The 14,780-nt window shown below is 62.7% G+C and carries 11 protein-coding genes; 9 read left to right on the plus strand and 2 right to left on the minus strand.

What is annotated here, in order from left to right:
* The first annotated feature begins 27 nt into the window (after positions 1 to 27).
* The 5 genes from FQ746_RS01920 to FQ746_RS01940 all read left to right on the plus strand — a co-directional run bounded on the left by FQ746_RS01920 (position 28) and on the right by FQ746_RS01940 (position 5,900).
* Positions 28 to 339 (plus strand): sarcosine oxidase subunit delta, encoded by a 312-nt coding sequence (locus FQ746_RS01920; protein WP_144107004.1) that lies wholly within the window; start codon positions 28 to 30, stop codon positions 337 to 339.
* Complete coding sequence (locus FQ746_RS01925; RefSeq protein ID WP_144107006.1) at positions 336 to 3,338, plus strand: sarcosine oxidase subunit alpha family protein; 3,003 nt, start codon at positions 336 to 338, stop codon at positions 3,336 to 3,338. Before FQ746_RS01920 ends, FQ746_RS01925 begins: the two co-directional genes overlap by 4 nt.
* Positions 3,328 to 3,984: a sarcosine oxidase subunit gamma gene (locus tag FQ746_RS01930; protein ID WP_144107008.1), complete on the plus strand. Its 657-nt coding sequence runs from the start codon at positions 3,328 to 3,330 to the stop codon at positions 3,982 to 3,984. The genes FQ746_RS01925 and FQ746_RS01930 overlap by 11 nt, the downstream gene beginning before the upstream one ends.
* Positions 3,985 to 4,056: 72 nt before the next feature.
* The gene (locus FQ746_RS01935) at positions 4,057 to 4,320 is read left to right on the plus strand and encodes a hypothetical protein (RefSeq protein WP_144107304.1); all 264 of its coding nucleotides are present in this window, start codon (positions 4,057 to 4,059) and stop codon (positions 4,318 to 4,320) included.
* A 137-nt stretch (positions 4,321 to 4,457) separates the two neighbouring features.
* Positions 4,458 to 5,900: an MFS transporter gene (locus FQ746_RS01940; protein ID WP_144107010.1), complete on the plus strand. Its 1,443-nt coding sequence runs from the start codon at positions 4,458 to 4,460 to the stop codon at positions 5,898 to 5,900.
* 18 nt (positions 5,901 to 5,918) lie between these two features.
* Here FQ746_RS01940 and ampC read toward each other — a convergent pair whose 3' ends face one another.
* A complete protein-coding gene (ampC, locus tag FQ746_RS01945) occupies positions 5,919 to 7,085 on the minus strand; it encodes a class C beta-lactamase (protein WP_144107012.1) in 1,167 nt (388 codons plus the stop codon).
* A 137-nt stretch (positions 7,086 to 7,222) separates the two neighbouring features.
* The gene (locus FQ746_RS01950; protein WP_186310601.1) at positions 7,223 to 8,218 is read right to left on the minus strand and encodes a GlxA family transcriptional regulator; all 996 of its coding nucleotides are present in this window, start codon (positions 8,216 to 8,218) and stop codon (positions 7,223 to 7,225) included.
* A 956-nt stretch (positions 8,219 to 9,174) separates the two neighbouring features.
* On the opposite strand from FQ746_RS01950, the gene FQ746_RS01955 reads away from it, so the two are divergent.
* Genes FQ746_RS01955 through FQ746_RS01970 form a run of 4 tightly spaced genes read left to right on the plus strand, consistent with a single transcriptional unit; the run spans position 9,175 to position 14,779 of the window.
* Positions 9,175 to 10,146 carry a dipeptidase gene (locus FQ746_RS01955; RefSeq protein ID WP_144107016.1) on the plus strand — a complete coding sequence of 324 codons (972 nt, stop codon included), beginning with the start codon at positions 9,175 to 9,177 and terminating at the stop codon, positions 10,144 to 10,146.
* Between the two features lie 57 nt (positions 10,147 to 10,203).
* Positions 10,204 to 10,740 carry a DUF5943 domain-containing protein gene (locus tag FQ746_RS01960; RefSeq protein WP_144107017.1) on the plus strand — a complete coding sequence of 179 codons (537 nt, stop codon included), beginning with the start codon at positions 10,204 to 10,206 and terminating at the stop codon, positions 10,738 to 10,740.
* 59 nt (positions 10,741 to 10,799) lie between these two features.
* Entirely contained in the window at positions 10,800 to 12,863 is a 2,064-nt protein-coding gene (locus tag FQ746_RS01965; RefSeq protein ID WP_144107019.1) for an NADH:flavin oxidoreductase, read from the plus strand.
* Positions 12,864 to 12,865: 2 nt separating this feature from the next.
* A complete protein-coding gene (locus tag FQ746_RS01970; RefSeq protein WP_144107021.1) occupies positions 12,866 to 14,779 on the plus strand; it encodes a (Fe-S)-binding protein in 1,914 nt (637 codons plus the stop codon).
* The last annotated feature ends 1 nt before the right edge of the window (position 14,780 follow it).

A 14,780-nucleotide genomic window follows, 5' to 3' on the forward strand; every position in this document is an offset into this window, starting at 1 on the left:
CGCACACGCATTTGCAAGAGGAAGACCATGCTGCTGATTGAATGCCCATGGTGCGGGCCACGCGCCGAAACCGAATTTTCCTGCGGCGGCGAGGCGGATATCGCCCGTCCGCTCGAAACCGACAAACTCACCGACAAGGAATGGGGCGACTACCTGTTCATGCGCAAGAATCCGCGCGGCGTGCATCGCGAGCAATGGTTGCACACGCAAGGGTGTCGCCGCTGGTTCAAGGCGCAGCGCGATACGGTGAGCTATGAGATTCAGGGCTACGAGACGTTCGAGCGTCCGTTGCTCGCGCTGGACGACGCGGGTCAGGAGAGCGGAGGTCGAGCATCATGAGCCAGCAGGACCGACTCCCGGGCGGCGGGCGCATCAACCGCGCGATCGTGCTGAACTTCACGTTCAACGGACGCCAGTATCAGGGCTTTCAGGGCGACACGCTGGCCTCCGCGCTGCTCGCCAATGGCGTGCATTTCGTCGCGCGTAGCTGGAAATACCATCGGCCGCGCGGCATCGTCACGGCAGGGGTGGAAGAACCGAATGCCGTCGTGCAACTGGAAACCGGCGCGTACACGGTACCGAATGCGCGCGCGACCGAAATCGAGTTGTATCAGGGGCTCGTCGCGACCAGCGTGAACGCGAAGCCGAGCATCGAGAAAGACCGTATGGCGGTCAACCAGAAGATCGCGCGTTTCATTCCGGCGGGCTTTTACTACAAGACCTTCATGTGGCCGCGCAAATTCTGGCCCAAGTATGAAGAAGTCATTCGCGATGCCGCCGGTCTCGGCCGTGCGCCGGAGCAGACCGATGCGGACCGCTACGACAAGTGCTTCGCGCATTGCGACGTGCTGGTGGTGGGCGGCGGCCCGACCGGGCTCGCGGCCGCGCACGCGGCGGCCTTGTCCGGCGCGCGGGTGACGCTGGTGGACGATCAACCCGAACTCGGCGGATCGCTGCTGTCCTGCCGCACGGAGATCGACGGCAAGCCGGCATTGCAATGGGTGCAGAAAATCGAAGACGAACTGCGCCAGATGCCCGAAGTGAAAATCCTGTGCCGCAGCACGGCATTCGGCTATCAGGACCACAACCTCGTCACGGTCACGCAACGTCTGACCGACCATCTGCCGGTCTCGCAGCGCAAGGGCACGCGCGAACTGATGTGGAAGATTCGCGCGAAGCGGGTGGTTCTCGCCACCGGCGCGCACGAAAGGCCCATCGTATTCGGCAACAACGATCTGCCGGGCGTGATGCTGGCGTCGGCCGTGTCGACGTATCTGCATCGCTATGCGGTGCTGCCGGGTCGCCACGCCGTCGTGTTCACCAATAACGACGACGGCTATCAGTGCGCGCTCGATCTGAAAGCCGCTGGCGCTCAGGTGACGGTGGTGGATCCGCGCACGGGCGATTCGAACGGGACCTTGCCGGCATTGGCACGGCGGCATGGCATCAAGGTACTGAGCGGGATGGTGGTGACCACCGCGCAAGGCAAGTTGCGAGTGGCCTCGGTGGACGTGGCGGCTTATGCAAGCGGCCAGGTGGGCCCTAAACATACGTCGTTGAATTGCGACCTGCTCGCCATGTCCGGCGGCTGGAGTCCGGTATTGCATCTGTTCGCGCAGTCGGGCGGCAAGGCGCACTGGCACGACGAGAAGGCCTGCTTCGTTCCGGGCAAGGCGATGCAGCCGGAAACGAGCGTCGGCGCGTGCGCGGGCGACTTCAATCTGGGCCGGGGCATCCGCTTTGCAGTGGATGCGGGCGTCGAGTCGGCGCGCGCGACCGGACATATCGTGGCGCGGCCCAATCCCGTGCAGATTGCCGAGATCGTCGAAACGAAGCTGCTGCCTTTGTGGCTGGTCGGCGGACGCGAACTGGCGGCGCGCGGGCCGAAGCAGTTCGTCGATTATCAGAACGATGTGTCGGCCGCGGATATTTTTCTCGCCGCGCGCGAAGGCTTCGAATCGGTCGAGCATGTGAAGCGTTACACGGCAATGGGCTTCGGCACCGATCAGGGCAAGCTCGGCAACATCAACGGCATGGCGATTCTCGCGCAGGCGCTCGGCAAGACGATTCCCGAGACCGGTACGACGACGTTCCGGCCGAACTACACGCCGGTCAGTTTCGGCACGTTCGCGGGCCGCGAACTGGGCGAGTTTCTCGACCCCGTGCGCAAGACGGCGGTGCATGAATGGCACGTGGAAAACGGCGCTGCATTCGAAGATGTCGGCAACTGGAAACGCCCCTGGTATTACCCGAAAGCCGGTGAAGATCTGCACGCGGCGGTGGCGCGCGAATCGCTCGCGGTGCGGACCAGCGTCGGCATTCTCGATGCCTCGACGCTCGGCAAGATCGATATACAGGGGCCCGATTCGGCGCAACTGCTGAACTGGGTCTACACGAATCCGTGGAGCAAGCTCGAAGTCGGCAAGTGCCGTTATGGCCTGATGCTCGACGAAAACGGCATGATTTTCGACGACGGCGTGACCGTGCGTCTCGCCGACCAGCACTACATGATGACCACCACCACCGGCGGTGCGGCACGCGTGCTGACGTGGCTCGAACGCTGGCTGCAAACCGAATGGCCCGACATGCGCGTGCGGCTCGCATCGGTCACAGACCATTGGGCGACCTTTGCCGTGGTCGGCCCGAATAGCCGCAAGGTCTTGCAGAAGGTTTGCCAGGACATCGACTTTGCGAACGCGGCGTTCCCGTTCATGAGCTATCGCGAAGGCACGGTAGCGGGCGCCGCTTCACGGGTGATGCGCATCAGTTTCTCCGGCGAGCTCGCGTATGAAGTGAACGTGCCAGCGAATGTCGGGCGTGCGGTATGGGAAGCATTGATGGCCGCCGGTGCGGAATTCGACATGACGCCGTACGGCACGGAAACCATGCACGTGCTGCGCGCGGAGAAGGGTTACATCATCGTCGGCCAGGATACGGACGGCTCGATGACGCCTTACGACCTCGGCATGGGCGGGCTCGTCGCGAAGTCCAAGGACTTTCTCGGCAAGCGTTCGCTCACACGCTCCGACACCGCGAAGGCCGGGCGCAAGCAACTGGTCGGCTTGCTGTCGGACGACCCGTCGTTCGTGATTCCCGAGGGCTCGCAGATCGTCGCGGGGCCGTTCCAGGGCGAAACCGCGCCGATGCTCGGCCACGTCACGTCGAGCTATTACAGCCCGATTCTCAAGCGCTCGATCGCGATGGCGGTCGTGAAGGGCGGTCTCGAGAAGATCGGCGAAACGGTCACGATTCCGCTTTCGGGCGGCAAGCTGATGGCAGCCAGAATCACCAGCTCGGTGTTCTACGACAGCGAAGGAGCACGTCAACATGTGGAATGAAACAGGCAACCCGAGCCCGGTGGTGGACCGTGCCGTGGGCAAGCAAACCGGCGTGTGGCAGGAGTCGCCGCTGGTCGGCGTGGCTGCCGCGCTTAAAAAACATCAGGCGAGCGCGTCGGCGGTTTTTCATCTCGGCGAGCGGCCGTTTCTCGAACTCGTGAACGTGCGCGGCGATCTGCGCGATGCGGCGTTCGTGAGCGCGGTGGAAGGCGTGCTCGGCTGCCGGCCGCCCGCGAAGGCCAACACGGTCGCGCGCGGCAACGGTTACGACATGTTGTGGCTCGGCCCGGACGAATGGCTGGTGCGCTCGGCGACGGCGCACGACGCCACCGGCACGGCGCCCTTGCAGGCGAAACTCGGTGCTGCGTTCGCGGGTTTGTTCGCGTCGGCGGTGGATATCGGCAGCGGTTATACGGTGCTGGAAATCAGCGGTCGATGCACGCGCGAAGTGCTCTCGCGCGGCTGCCCGCTCGACCTGCATCCGAACCTGTTCGGCGACGGCCAATGCGCGCAGAGCCATTACTTCAAGGCGTCGATGACGCTGCTGCCTACCGGCGCGAACAGCTTCGACATCGTCGTGCGCCGCAGTTTCGCCGACTACTTCGTCAAGATCATGCTCGATGCGGCCGCGCCGCTGATGTCGTGAACCACGGCGAGCGACGCGTATGCTGCAATTCAAGCGCCGCTCGTGTCCGGCATGGCGCTGCATGGTATCGACATGCCCGCTAGCCGTCTCGCCACCGCGCATCTCACCGAGCGCGCGATCCAGCAGCACGACGCCGATGCCGCGCTCGCATTGCTCGAACGGAGCATCGCGTTGCGGCATCGGCGTATCGCGCTGATCCGTTATCTGCTTGCGCAACGACTCGGCGCTGCGCTGCAATCGCGCCATCACGATTACGTTCATGACGTGGCCGCTCGACTGAGTGCGGATGCGCTGTCGCGCATTGTCAGCGCGGCGCAGGAACGGTCGCGCCTGTAGTTCGCAGGGTCGTCGACGGCGTCTTCATCCTATCCCGATGACGCATTCCTTCTATGTGGCCGATTTATGTCGTCGTCTACTGAAAGTACCTGAAAGGAACGTCCACGCGGCCGATGCCGCCCTAACCCGGGGATGATATGTCTACCGCTTTCCAGCCTCATGCGCAGCCTCGCGTCCCGTCTCGTCATAGCGCCGCGGCGCGGCTCGAGCGTCTGCCGTTCTCCGGTTACCACCGCACCATTTTCGTCATCATCGCCATCGCGTTCTTTTTCGATTCGGTCGACCTCGGCACCATGACCTTCGTGCTCGGTTCGATCAGAACCGAGTTCCATCTGTCGAGTGCGATGGCGGGGCTCGTGGCGAGCGCCAGTTTCTTCGGCATGGTGATCGGCGCGGCGATCGCGGGCATGCTCGCGGATCGCTTCGGGCGTCGGCCGGTCTTTCAGTGGAGCATGGTGTTGTGGGGACTCGCTTCGTATCTGTGCTCGACCGCGCACAGTGTCGACGCGCTGATCTTCTATCGCGTGTTGCTCGGCTTCGGCATGGGCATGGAGTTTCCGATCGCGCAGACGCTGTTGTCGGAGTTCGTGCCGGCAAAGTCGCGCGGCCGGCTGATCGCGTTGATGGATGGCTTCTGGCCGCTCGGCTTCATTGCATCGGGCGTGGTGTCGTATTTTGTGCTGCCGGCCTTCGGATGGCGGACCGAATTTGCGTTGCTGGCGATTCCCGCTGTATTCGTGCTGATCGTGCGCCGGGTCGTGCCGGAGTCGCCGCGTTGGCTCGAACACCGCGGACGTCTCGCCGACGCGGACAAGGTATTGGCCGAAGTCGAAGCCAAGGTGATGAAAGCCAGCGGCCTGACGCAACTGGGTACGCCATCGATGGTGCAGGAACCGCCGGCGGCGAAGGGCGCCAGTGCGTTCCGCGAAATCTGGAGCGTGGCTTACCGGCGCCGCACGATCATGGTGTGGACGCTGTGGTTCTTTGCGCTGCTAGGTTTCTACGGTCTCACTTCGTGGCTCGGCGCGTTGATGCAGCAGGCCGGGTTCGCAGTGACGAAATCGGTGTTGTACACGGTGTTGATTTCGCTCGGCGGCATTCCCGGCTTTATCTGCGCCGCGTGGCTGGTGGAACGCTGGGGACGCAAGCCGACCTGCATCGCGTCCCTCGCAGGCAGCGCGGTAATGGCCTACGTGTACGGGCAAACCGCATTGCATGCGCAAACGCCGACGCTGCTTATCTGCGCGGGCCTCGCCATGCAGTTCTTTCTGTTCGCGATGTGGGCCGTGCTCTACACGTACACACCGGAGTTGTATGGAACGGGTGCGCGCGCAACGGGTTCGGGGTTCGCGTCGGCAATCGGCCGCGTGGGTTCGTTGATCGGACCGTATGTGGTCGGTGTGGTGCTGCCGATGTTCGGCCAGGGCGGCGTGTTCTCGCTCGGCGCGATGTGTTTCGTGATCGCTGCCGCGGCCGTGTGGATCATGGGCATCGAGACGCGTGGGTTGACGCTGGAAACGCTCGTTTCCGAAGCGGTGGAGAACGACGCGCCAGGTGTGTTGAGCCCGGCGCGCGACTGACGTTTTTTATCAAGTCGGTTAGTGAGAACGATTGGCCAGCGCGCTCAGTATCCGGTAAGCCGCATTCACCCGGTCTTCGTTGGGGATGTTTCTGTTGGCGAGGATCACGATGCCCAGATGTTTCGCCGGAATAAAGGCGACGTAGGTGCCAAAGCCGTTGGTCGAACCGGTCTTGTTGATCCAGACGTCGTCACGCGGCGCGAGCGGCGGCGTGATGGCGGTGGCCGGCGTCGCGTTCAGCATGGCGGGCGCGTTGCCGTCCTGCAGGTTTTTCAGCGCGACGGGGTACGGATACTGTTCCCAGATCAGATCCTGCGTCAGCGCGCCGGACGTGAAGTACGCCGTATGGGTCTGCGTAATGGCGCGCTGCAGCGAGTCGTTCAGCGCCAGCAGATGCATGTTTGCCTGCACGAAGCGGTTCATGTCGGCGGCGGTGCTTTTGATGCCGTATGCCTCGGTGGCCAGCACGCCGGGTGACACGCGCACGGGCGTGCCGTCTTTGCGGTATCCCTGCGCGTAGTCCGTCATGTGTTCGGGCGGCACGTCGAAGTACGTGTCCTTCATGCCGAGCGGCGCGAACAGGCGTTGTTCGACCGACGCAGCGAACGGCTGCCCGAGGCTCTTCGCCGTGATCAGACCGAATGACCCGATGCCCGGGTTCGAGTAAGTGCGATAGGAGCCCGGCGCGTAGGTTGGCTTCCACGTCTTGAAGTACGCGAGCAGTTGCGTGTTGTCGTGAATCTCGTCGGGCACCTGTACCGGCAGACCGCCTGGCGTATGGGTGCCGAGTTCGAGCAGGGTGACGTCGCCGAACGGCGCACCTTGCAGCGCCGGCAGATGTTGACCAACCGTGTCCGTCAGCGCCAGCTTGCCGTCGAGTTGCGCGCAGGACGCGAGCGTCGCCGTGAACGTCTTGCTCACCGAGCCCAGTTCGAACAACGTGTGTTGCGTCACCGGAAGCGCGGCTTGCGTCGACGCGACGCCATAGTTGAAGACGAACGACTGACCGTTGCTTACGACTCCAACTGCCACGCCCGGGATCCGGTACTTCGCCATCATGGGCCGGATGGCCGCGTCGACGGTCGAACGAATGGCCGGCTCGCGACTCGCCGCGTGGCCGATGGGAGAGACGGCGCTCAACGCGCACACGATAGCTGCGCTGAGGCTGAATGCCTGAAACTTCATGAAGGGGATTCCTTGATTGTCGGATCGACGGAGCGTGTCGTGGCCGTACTATCCGGCTTTCGCGACCGGCTGACAATCGAGGATAAGTTGCGCGAGGCTAAAGAAAATCTTGGGACCGCGCTTGTTTCTGCCGACGCTCAGGCCGCCATGACGGGGGCGATGGTGAGCGAGGGCGCCTGTTTGCGGCGCTCGCGCGTGGGGGCGGTACCGAAGGCATCGCGATAGCTTTTGGAGAAATGGCAGGCCGACTGGAAGCCGCAGGCCATGGTGATGTGCATGATCGACATATCGGTTTGCAGCAGCAGTTCGCGTGCGCGGCGCAGGCGTAGCGTCAGATAGTAATGCGTGGGCGTCATCCCGAGATGCTCGCGGAAGAGCCGTTGCAACTGCCGTTGCGACATTCCGGCCAGACGGGCGAGCTCTTCGCGAGAGAGTGGTTCTTCGATGTTGTTCTCCATGAGTGCGATGACTTCGAAGAGCGACTTGTTGGCCGAGCCTAGCCGCGCGACTAGCGGCATTTTTTGTTGGGCGCTGGTATCGCGTACGTGTTCGACGATGAATTGTTCGGCGATCTGCGTGACTTTGGCGGTGCCTACGCGTGGCGCGATGAGGTTGAGCATCATATCGAGCGGCGCGACGCCGCCTGTGCAGGTGACGCGATCGCGGTCGATGACGAACAGTTCTTTGAGGAAGCGCGTCTCGGGGAATTCTTCCTTGAGCGCCGACATGTTTTCCCAGTGGATGGCGCAGGCGTAGTTGGCGAGCAGACCGGCGCGAGCTAATGCGTAGGTGCCGGTGCAGAGACTGCCGAGGACGCTGCCGAGGCGCGCGAAGCGACGCAGTGCGGAGAGATGGGCGGGGGTGGTGGCGCGTTGCACGTCGATGCCGCCGACGACGAAGACGATATCGGGGGTGGGGAGATTGTCGACCGGGATGGTGTCGACGGCGAGGCCGTTGCTTGCCTGGACCGGGCCGCCGTCGGGGCTGACGATGGACCAGCGGTAGAGGGTTTGCCCAGTGAGGTAGTTGGCCATGCGTAGCACTTCGATCGCGTTGGTGAAGGCGATCATGGTGAAGTTGGGGACTGGCATGAATGCGAAGTGCGACAACGACGCCGTGCGATCGGTGGACATGGGGGTGGGGATCCTTCGGATCTGTAAGGTGCCGGGGGGCTTTTTTGTGATTCTGATTAGGTTTGCAACTTGTGTGCCATCAGGGGGAACCCTCGCTGGGGTGGGGTTTTTGTTGGTTTTGTTGTTCGTTTTGTTTGGGGATGGGTTGGATCGCTAAGCGTTGTGGGGCGGGGGGGCACCAGAAGCGAGCCTGGTGGTGGAGGGTGCACCTTGGCGGCGCAGGGGTGAAGGTTTTTTTTGTTGGTCTGGAATCTTTGGCCTTTCCTTGATTTGGTAGTGGTCTATTAGCGTTCCCCCTGTGCGGGGGGGCACTTACTTCTCTTTGCCGCCGCAAAGAGAAGTAAGCAAGAGAAAGCGGCTCACACCGCTAACTGTTAAGCGGGCCCCGCAGCATTTCATCGGTAGTGGTGCATCTGGAATCCGGTCCCTCGCGCATTCGACGTCAGTGACAAAGCACTCATCAGCTCCCACTCCGCACTGCGTGCGTCGCGGATGGGTACACCACGGAAAGCGGAAAACCGAGGGGGTAGAACGACGCGGGGGCGCGCGAAGCGCCGCCGGAAGAATGACTGCCTTGTCACTGAGGCGGAATGTGCGAGAACACGGATTCCAGATGCACCACTACCAGAAAACTCGCGCGGGGCCCGCTTAAGAATTAGCGGTGTGAGCCGCTTTCTCTTGCTTACTTCTCTTTGCGGCGGCAAAGAGAAGTAAGTGCCCCCCCGCACAGGGGGAACGCTAATAGACCACTACCAAATCAAGGAAAGGCCAAAACAACGAGAGGCCAAAGGCCAAAAAGCCAGCGCAACGAAAAACCCCCAGATGGCGGAAAAGGCAAAAAACCCGTCTTAAATGACAAATTGGCGTGACGGAACACCGTCAAAAATAGACCAAACAAAGCCCTCGGACAAGCGCCGCCCAGGCGCCCCCTTCCGACCACGCCTGGAGCCCCCTGAATGCCCACTCTCCACGAATCCAGCATCATCATCGACGGCCTGAACATTTCGAAATTCGAACACTCCGTCTTCGAAGACATGAAAAAAGGCGGCGTGACCGCCGTCAACTGCACCGTCTCGGTCTGGGAAAGCTTCCAGAAAACAGTCGACAACATCGCGGAAATGAAACAGCAAATCCGCGAACACAGCGAAATCCTCACGCTAGTCCGCACCACCGACGACATCCACCGCGCAAAAAAAGAAAACAAAACCGGCATCATCTTCGGCTTCCAGAACGCCCACGCTTTCGAAGACAACCTCGGCTATATCGAAGCTTTCAAAGACCTCGGCGTCAACGTCGTGCAACTCTGCTACAACACGCAAAACCTGGTCGGCACCGGCTGCTATGAACGCGACGGCGGCCTGTCCGGCTACGGCCGCGAAGTCATCCAGGAAATGAACCGCGTGGGCATCATGGTCGATCTCTCACACGTAGGCGGCAAAACCTCCTCCGAAGCCATCGCCGCATCGAACAAGCCGGTCTGCTACTCGCACTGCTGCCCGTCGGGCCTGAAAGAACACCCGCGCAACAAAACCGACGAGCAACTCAAGGAAATTGCCGACGCAGGCGGCTTCGTCGGCGTAACCATGTTCGCCCCCTTCCTCAAGCGCGGCCCGGATGCGACCGTCGACGACTACCTCGAAGCCATCGAGTACGTGGTCGATCTCATCGGCGAAGACCAGGTCGGTATCGGCACCGACTTCACGCAAGGCTACAGCACCGAGTTCTTCGACTGGATCACGCACGACAAAGGCCGCTATCGCCAGTTGACCAACTTCGGCAAGGTCGTCAACCCGGAAGGCATCCGCACCATCGGCGAGTTTCCAAACCTGACCGCCGCAATGCAACGCGCAGGCTGGAGCGAATCGCGCATCAAGAAAATCATGGGCGAAAACTGGGTGCGTGTGTTCGGCGATGTCTGGAAGGTTTGAGCACAACGCTCTGAACAGAAAACGCCACCACGTACCCACTAAAACGGAACTCCGCACATGCAACCTCAACTGCCTATCGACGTCGATCCCGCCACCGGCGTCTGGACCACCGACGCGCTGCCGATGCTCTACGTGCCACGCCACTTCTTCACCAACAACCACACGGCGGTCGAAGAAGCGCTCGGTCTCGATGCCTATGCGGAAATTCTCTACAAGGCCGGCTACAAGTCCGCCTATTTCTGGTGCGACAAGGAAGCCAAACAGCACGGTATCAGCGGAATGGCAGTGTTCGAACACTATCTGAACCGCCTGTCGCAACGTGGCTGGGGCCTCTTTACGATTACGGAGTCCGATCCGTCCACCTCGCACGCTCGCGTCGAATTGCACAACTCGTCGTTCGTCCTCGCGCAGCCAGGCAAGGAGGGCAAGCTCTGCTACATGTTCGCCGGCTGGTTTGCCGGTGCGATGGACTGGGTCAACGACACCGCGCCGGACACGAGCCGCAAGGGCCCGCCGTCGCAGTCGCGCGAGGTGCAGTGTGCGGGCGAGTGCAAGCATCACTGCGTATTCGAAGTGTCGCCGCTCGCCGCGTGAATCACGTCGGCGCATAAGCACTCCGCCCATTTCTTCCGAGCAGTCCGAGGTCGATCGCGATGCGTTACCCGAATCTTTTCAAGCCTCTCACGCTGAATCAGCTGACCCTGCGTAACCGCATCGTCAGCACCGCGCACGCGGAAGTGTATGCGGAGCCAGGCGGGCTGCCCGGCGACCGATATATCCGTTACTACGAAGAGAAGGCCAAGGGCGGCGTGGGCCTCGCCGTGTGCGGCGGGTCGAGCCCGGTGTCCATCGACAGTCCGCAGGGCTGGTGGAAATCGGTGAACCTGTCCACCGACAAGATTATCGATCCGCTGTCGCGTCTCGCGGAAGCCATGCATCGGCACGGCGCGAAGATCATGATTCAGGCGACGCACATGGGCCGCCGCACGGCGTTTCATGGCGAGCACTGGCCGCATCTGATGTCGCCATCCGGCGTGCGCGAACCGGTGCATCGCGGCAATGCGAAGATCATCGAAGTGGAAGAAATCCGTCGCATCATCGACGACTTTGCCGCGGCGGCGAAACGCATCAAGGCCGCAGGCATGGATGGCGTCGAAATCTCGGCGGCGCATCAACATCTGATCGACCAGTTCTGGAGCCCGCGCACCAACTTCCGCACCGACGAGTGGGGCGGCTCGCTGGAAAACCGTCTGCGCTTCGGCACCGAAGTGCTGAAAGCCGTGCGCGAAGCGGTGGGCGCCGACTTCTGCGTCGGCCTGCGCATGTGCGGCGACGAGTTTCATGAAGATGGCCTTAATCACGACCAACTCAAGGAAATCGCTCAGGCCATGAGCGAAACCGGCCTGATCGATTACATCGGCGTGATCGGCTCCGGTGCGGACACGCACAACACCCTCGCCAACTGCATGCCGCCGATGGCCTTGCCGCCCGAGCCGTTCGTGCATCTGGCTGCGGGCATCAAGTCCGTCGTCGACGTCCCGGTGATGCACGCGCAGAGTATTCGCGACGCGGGCCAAGCCGAACGCCTGCTCGCCAACGGCATGGTCGACCTGGTCGGCATGACGCGCGCGCAGATTGCCGACCCGCATATGGTCATCAAGATTCGCGACGGCCGCGAAGACGAGATCAAGCAGTGTGTCGGCGCGAACTACTGCATCGACCGCCAGTACAACGGCCTCGACGTGCTGTGCGTGCAGAACGCCGCGACATCGCGCGAAGAAACCATGCCGCACGTCATAACGAGAACACGCGGGCCGAAGCGCAAGGTCGTCGTGGTCGGTGCGGGTCCGGCGGGGCTCGAAGCGGCGCGCGTGGCGAAATCGCGCGGGCATGACGTGGTGCTGTTCGAAAAGAACGACTACGTCGGCGGTCAGATCATGCTGGCCGCGAAGGCGCCGCAACGCGAGCAGATGGCGGGCATCGTGCGCTGGTTCGACATGGAGACGAAGCGTCTCGGTGTCGACCGTCGCCTCGGCGTCGCGGCCGACGCGAGCGCCATCATGGCCGAGAAACCGGACATCGTCGTGCTCGCCACGGGCGGTTCTTCGTTCACCTCGCAGGTGGCGGGGTGGGGCGTGGAAGCGGGCCTCGCGGTCAGTTCGTGGGACATCCTGTCGGGCAAGGTCGAACCGGGCAGGAACGTGCTGGTGTACGACGGAGTGAGCACGCATGCCGGGGCCGGCGTCGCCGATTTTCTGTCGAGCCGCGGCTCGAATGTCGAAATCGTCACGCCCGATGTGAAGGTCGCCGACGACGTGGGCGGCACGACGTTCCCGATCTTCTATCGACGCCTGTATGCGCAAGGCGTGGTGCAGACGCCGAACTACTGGCTCGACAAGGTCTATGAAGAAGACGGCAAGAAGATCGCCGTGCTGCGCAACGAGTACACCGAAGAACAGGAAGAGCGCGCGGTCGATCAGGTGGTGATCGAAAACGGCATCGCGCCGAACGACGAGCTCTACTGGGCGCTGAAACCCGAATCGGTGAATCGCGGTCAGGTGGACGTGCACAAACTGTTCGCCGCCGAACCGCAACCGTGGCTCGCCGAAGAACTCGGCAACGGCCGCTTCCTGCTGTTTCGCGTCGGCGATTGCATTTCGATGCACAACATTCACGGCGCCATTTACGACGCGCTGCGCCTTTGCAAGGATTTCTGACGATGAACCCCGTGTTTGTCATCACCGTGCTGTTGTGGTTGTCGGTGGCGGGTCTGGCGTTCGCACTCGCGAAGCGCGCCGCGTATTGGCGCGAAGGCCGCGCGACGGCGGCGGGCGCCTATGGCTGGGTCAATCTGCTGGCCATTCCGAAGCGCTATTTCGTCGATCTGCATCATGTCGTGGCACGCGATCCGTATATCGCCCGCACGCACGTGGCGACCGCGGGCGGCGCGATTCTCGCGATGGCGCTGGTGTTCGTCAACTACGGCCTTGCCATCTATTCGGTGTGGCTCGACCGGCTGATCTTTCTCGCGGCGTTGATCATGCTGGTCGGCGCGGTTTTCGTCTGGCGTCGCCGGCATGGTGCAAAAGCGGTGCCCGCGCGTCTGTCGCGCGGACCCTGGGATCATCTGCCGCTTCTGCTCGGCGGCTTCGCGCTGGGTCTCGTGCTGTTCATCGCGTTGCCGGCTGCGGCGATGTCGGGCGCGCTCGCCGTTATCGTCGCGTTGCTGATTGCGGCGGGCGCGTTCACGATGACCTTCGGCGCGGCCCGTGGTGGTCCGATGAAGCATGCGCTCGCCGGACTGCTGCATCTCGCGTTTCATCCGCGTCAGGAGCGCTTTGCCGAGCGTAACGACAACGATGCCGTGCCGCCGACCGCGTTGAAAGCGCCTTTGCTCGACGCGCAGGAATACGGGGTGGGCAAGCCGGTCGAGTTTCGCTGGAACCAGTTGCTCAGTTTCGATGCGTGCGTGCAGTGCGGCAAATGCGAGGCGGCCTGTCCGGCGTTTGCCGCGGGCCAGCCGCTCAATCCGAAGAAGCTGATTCAGGATCTCGTGACCGGAATGGTAGGCGGCACGGACGCCGCCTATGCCGGCAGCCCGACGCCCGGCATCGCGGTGGGCCAGCATGGCGGCGCCCCGGACAAGCCGCTGATCGCCACGCTGATCGAAGCGGACACGCTGTGGTCGTGCACGACTTGCCGCGCGTGCGTGCAGGAGTGCCCGATGCTGATCGAACACGTCGACGCGATTGTCGATATGCGTCGCAATCAGACTTTGGTGGCGGGCAGCGTGCCCGGCAAGGGACCGCTCACGCTCGCCAATCTGCGCGAAACGGGTAGCGCGAACGGTTACGACATTGGCGCGCGTTACGACTGGGCCGTCGATCTGCAAGTGCAGGTCGCACAGCCGGGCCGCCCGGTGGACGTGTTGTTGATCGCCGGCGAGGGCGCGTTCGACATGCGTTATCAACGCACGCTGCGCGCACTCGTCAAGGTGTTGAACCGTGCGGGTATCGACTATGCCGTGCTCGGCGGCGTCGAGACCGATACCGGCGACACGGCACGGCGTCTCGGCGACGAAGCCACGTTCCAGCAACTCGCGCACGGCTTGATCGGGACGCTTTCGCAGTACACGTTCCGCAAGATCGTGACGCCCGACCCGCACGTGTTGCACAGCCTGCGCAACGAATATCGCGCATTGGGCGGCTTTTACGATGTGCAGCATCACACCGCGCTGATCGATGAACTGGTGCAGGGCGGCAAGCTCTCGCCGCGGGCGGTGGTCGCATTCGCGGACCGCAAGATTACGTATCACGACCCGTGTTATCTGGGCCGCTATAACGGCGAGACCGAAGCGCCGCGCCGTGTGTTGAAAAGCATCGGTATCGAAATCGTGGAAATGGAGCGCAACGGTTTGCGCGGCCGCTGTTGCGGCGGTGGCGGCGGCGCGCCGCTCACCGATATTCCCGGTAAAAGACGCATTCCGGATATCCGCATCGACGATGCTCGCGCCACGGGCGCGGGGATCGTCGCGGTGGGTTGCCCGAATTGCACGGCGATGCTCGAAGGCGTGGTCGGTCCGCGCCCGGAAGTGCTCGACGTTGCCGAACTGGTTGCAGCGGCGCTGGAGTAAT

Origin of the sequence: Paraburkholderia sp. BCC1886 (assembly GCF_900996245.1) — a bacterium.
Taxonomy (GTDB): Bacteria; Pseudomonadota; Gammaproteobacteria; order Burkholderiales; family Burkholderiaceae; genus Paraburkholderia.

Bases quoted from the DNA above. Each gene is read 5' to 3' on its own strand.
- FQ746_RS01965 (WP_144107019.1), top strand. From the start codon at position 10,800: ATGCGTTACCCGAATCTTTTCAAGCCTCTCACGCTGAATCAGCTGACC.
- FQ746_RS01955 (WP_144107016.1), top strand. From the start codon at position 9,175: ATGCCCACTCTCCACGAATCCAGCATCATCATCGACGGCCTGAACATT.
- FQ746_RS01920 (WP_144107004.1), top strand. From the start codon at position 28: ATGCTGCTGATTGAATGCCCATGGTGCGGGCCACGCGCCGAAACCGAA.
- FQ746_RS01925 (WP_144107006.1), top strand. From the start codon at position 336: ATGAGCCAGCAGGACCGACTCCCGGGCGGCGGGCGCATCAACCGCGCG.
- FQ746_RS01960 (WP_144107017.1), top strand. From the start codon at position 10,204: ATGCAACCTCAACTGCCTATCGACGTCGATCCCGCCACCGGCGTCTGG.
- FQ746_RS01970 (WP_144107021.1), top strand. From the start codon at position 12,866: ATGAACCCCGTGTTTGTCATCACCGTGCTGTTGTGGTTGTCGGTGGCG.
- FQ746_RS01940 (WP_144107010.1), top strand. From the start codon at position 4,458: ATGTCTACCGCTTTCCAGCCTCATGCGCAGCCTCGCGTCCCGTCTCGT.
- ampC (WP_144107012.1), bottom strand. From the start codon at position 7,085: ATGAAGTTTCAGGCATTCAGCCTCAGCGCAGCTATCGTGTGCGCGTTG.
- FQ746_RS01930 (WP_144107008.1), top strand. From the start codon at position 3,328: ATGTGGAATGAAACAGGCAACCCGAGCCCGGTGGTGGACCGTGCCGTG.
- FQ746_RS01935 (WP_144107304.1), top strand. From the start codon at position 4,057: ATGCCCGCTAGCCGTCTCGCCACCGCGCATCTCACCGAGCGCGCGATC.
- FQ746_RS01950 (WP_186310601.1), bottom strand. From the start codon at position 8,218: ATGTCCACCGATCGCACGGCGTCGTTGTCGCACTTCGCATTCATGCCA.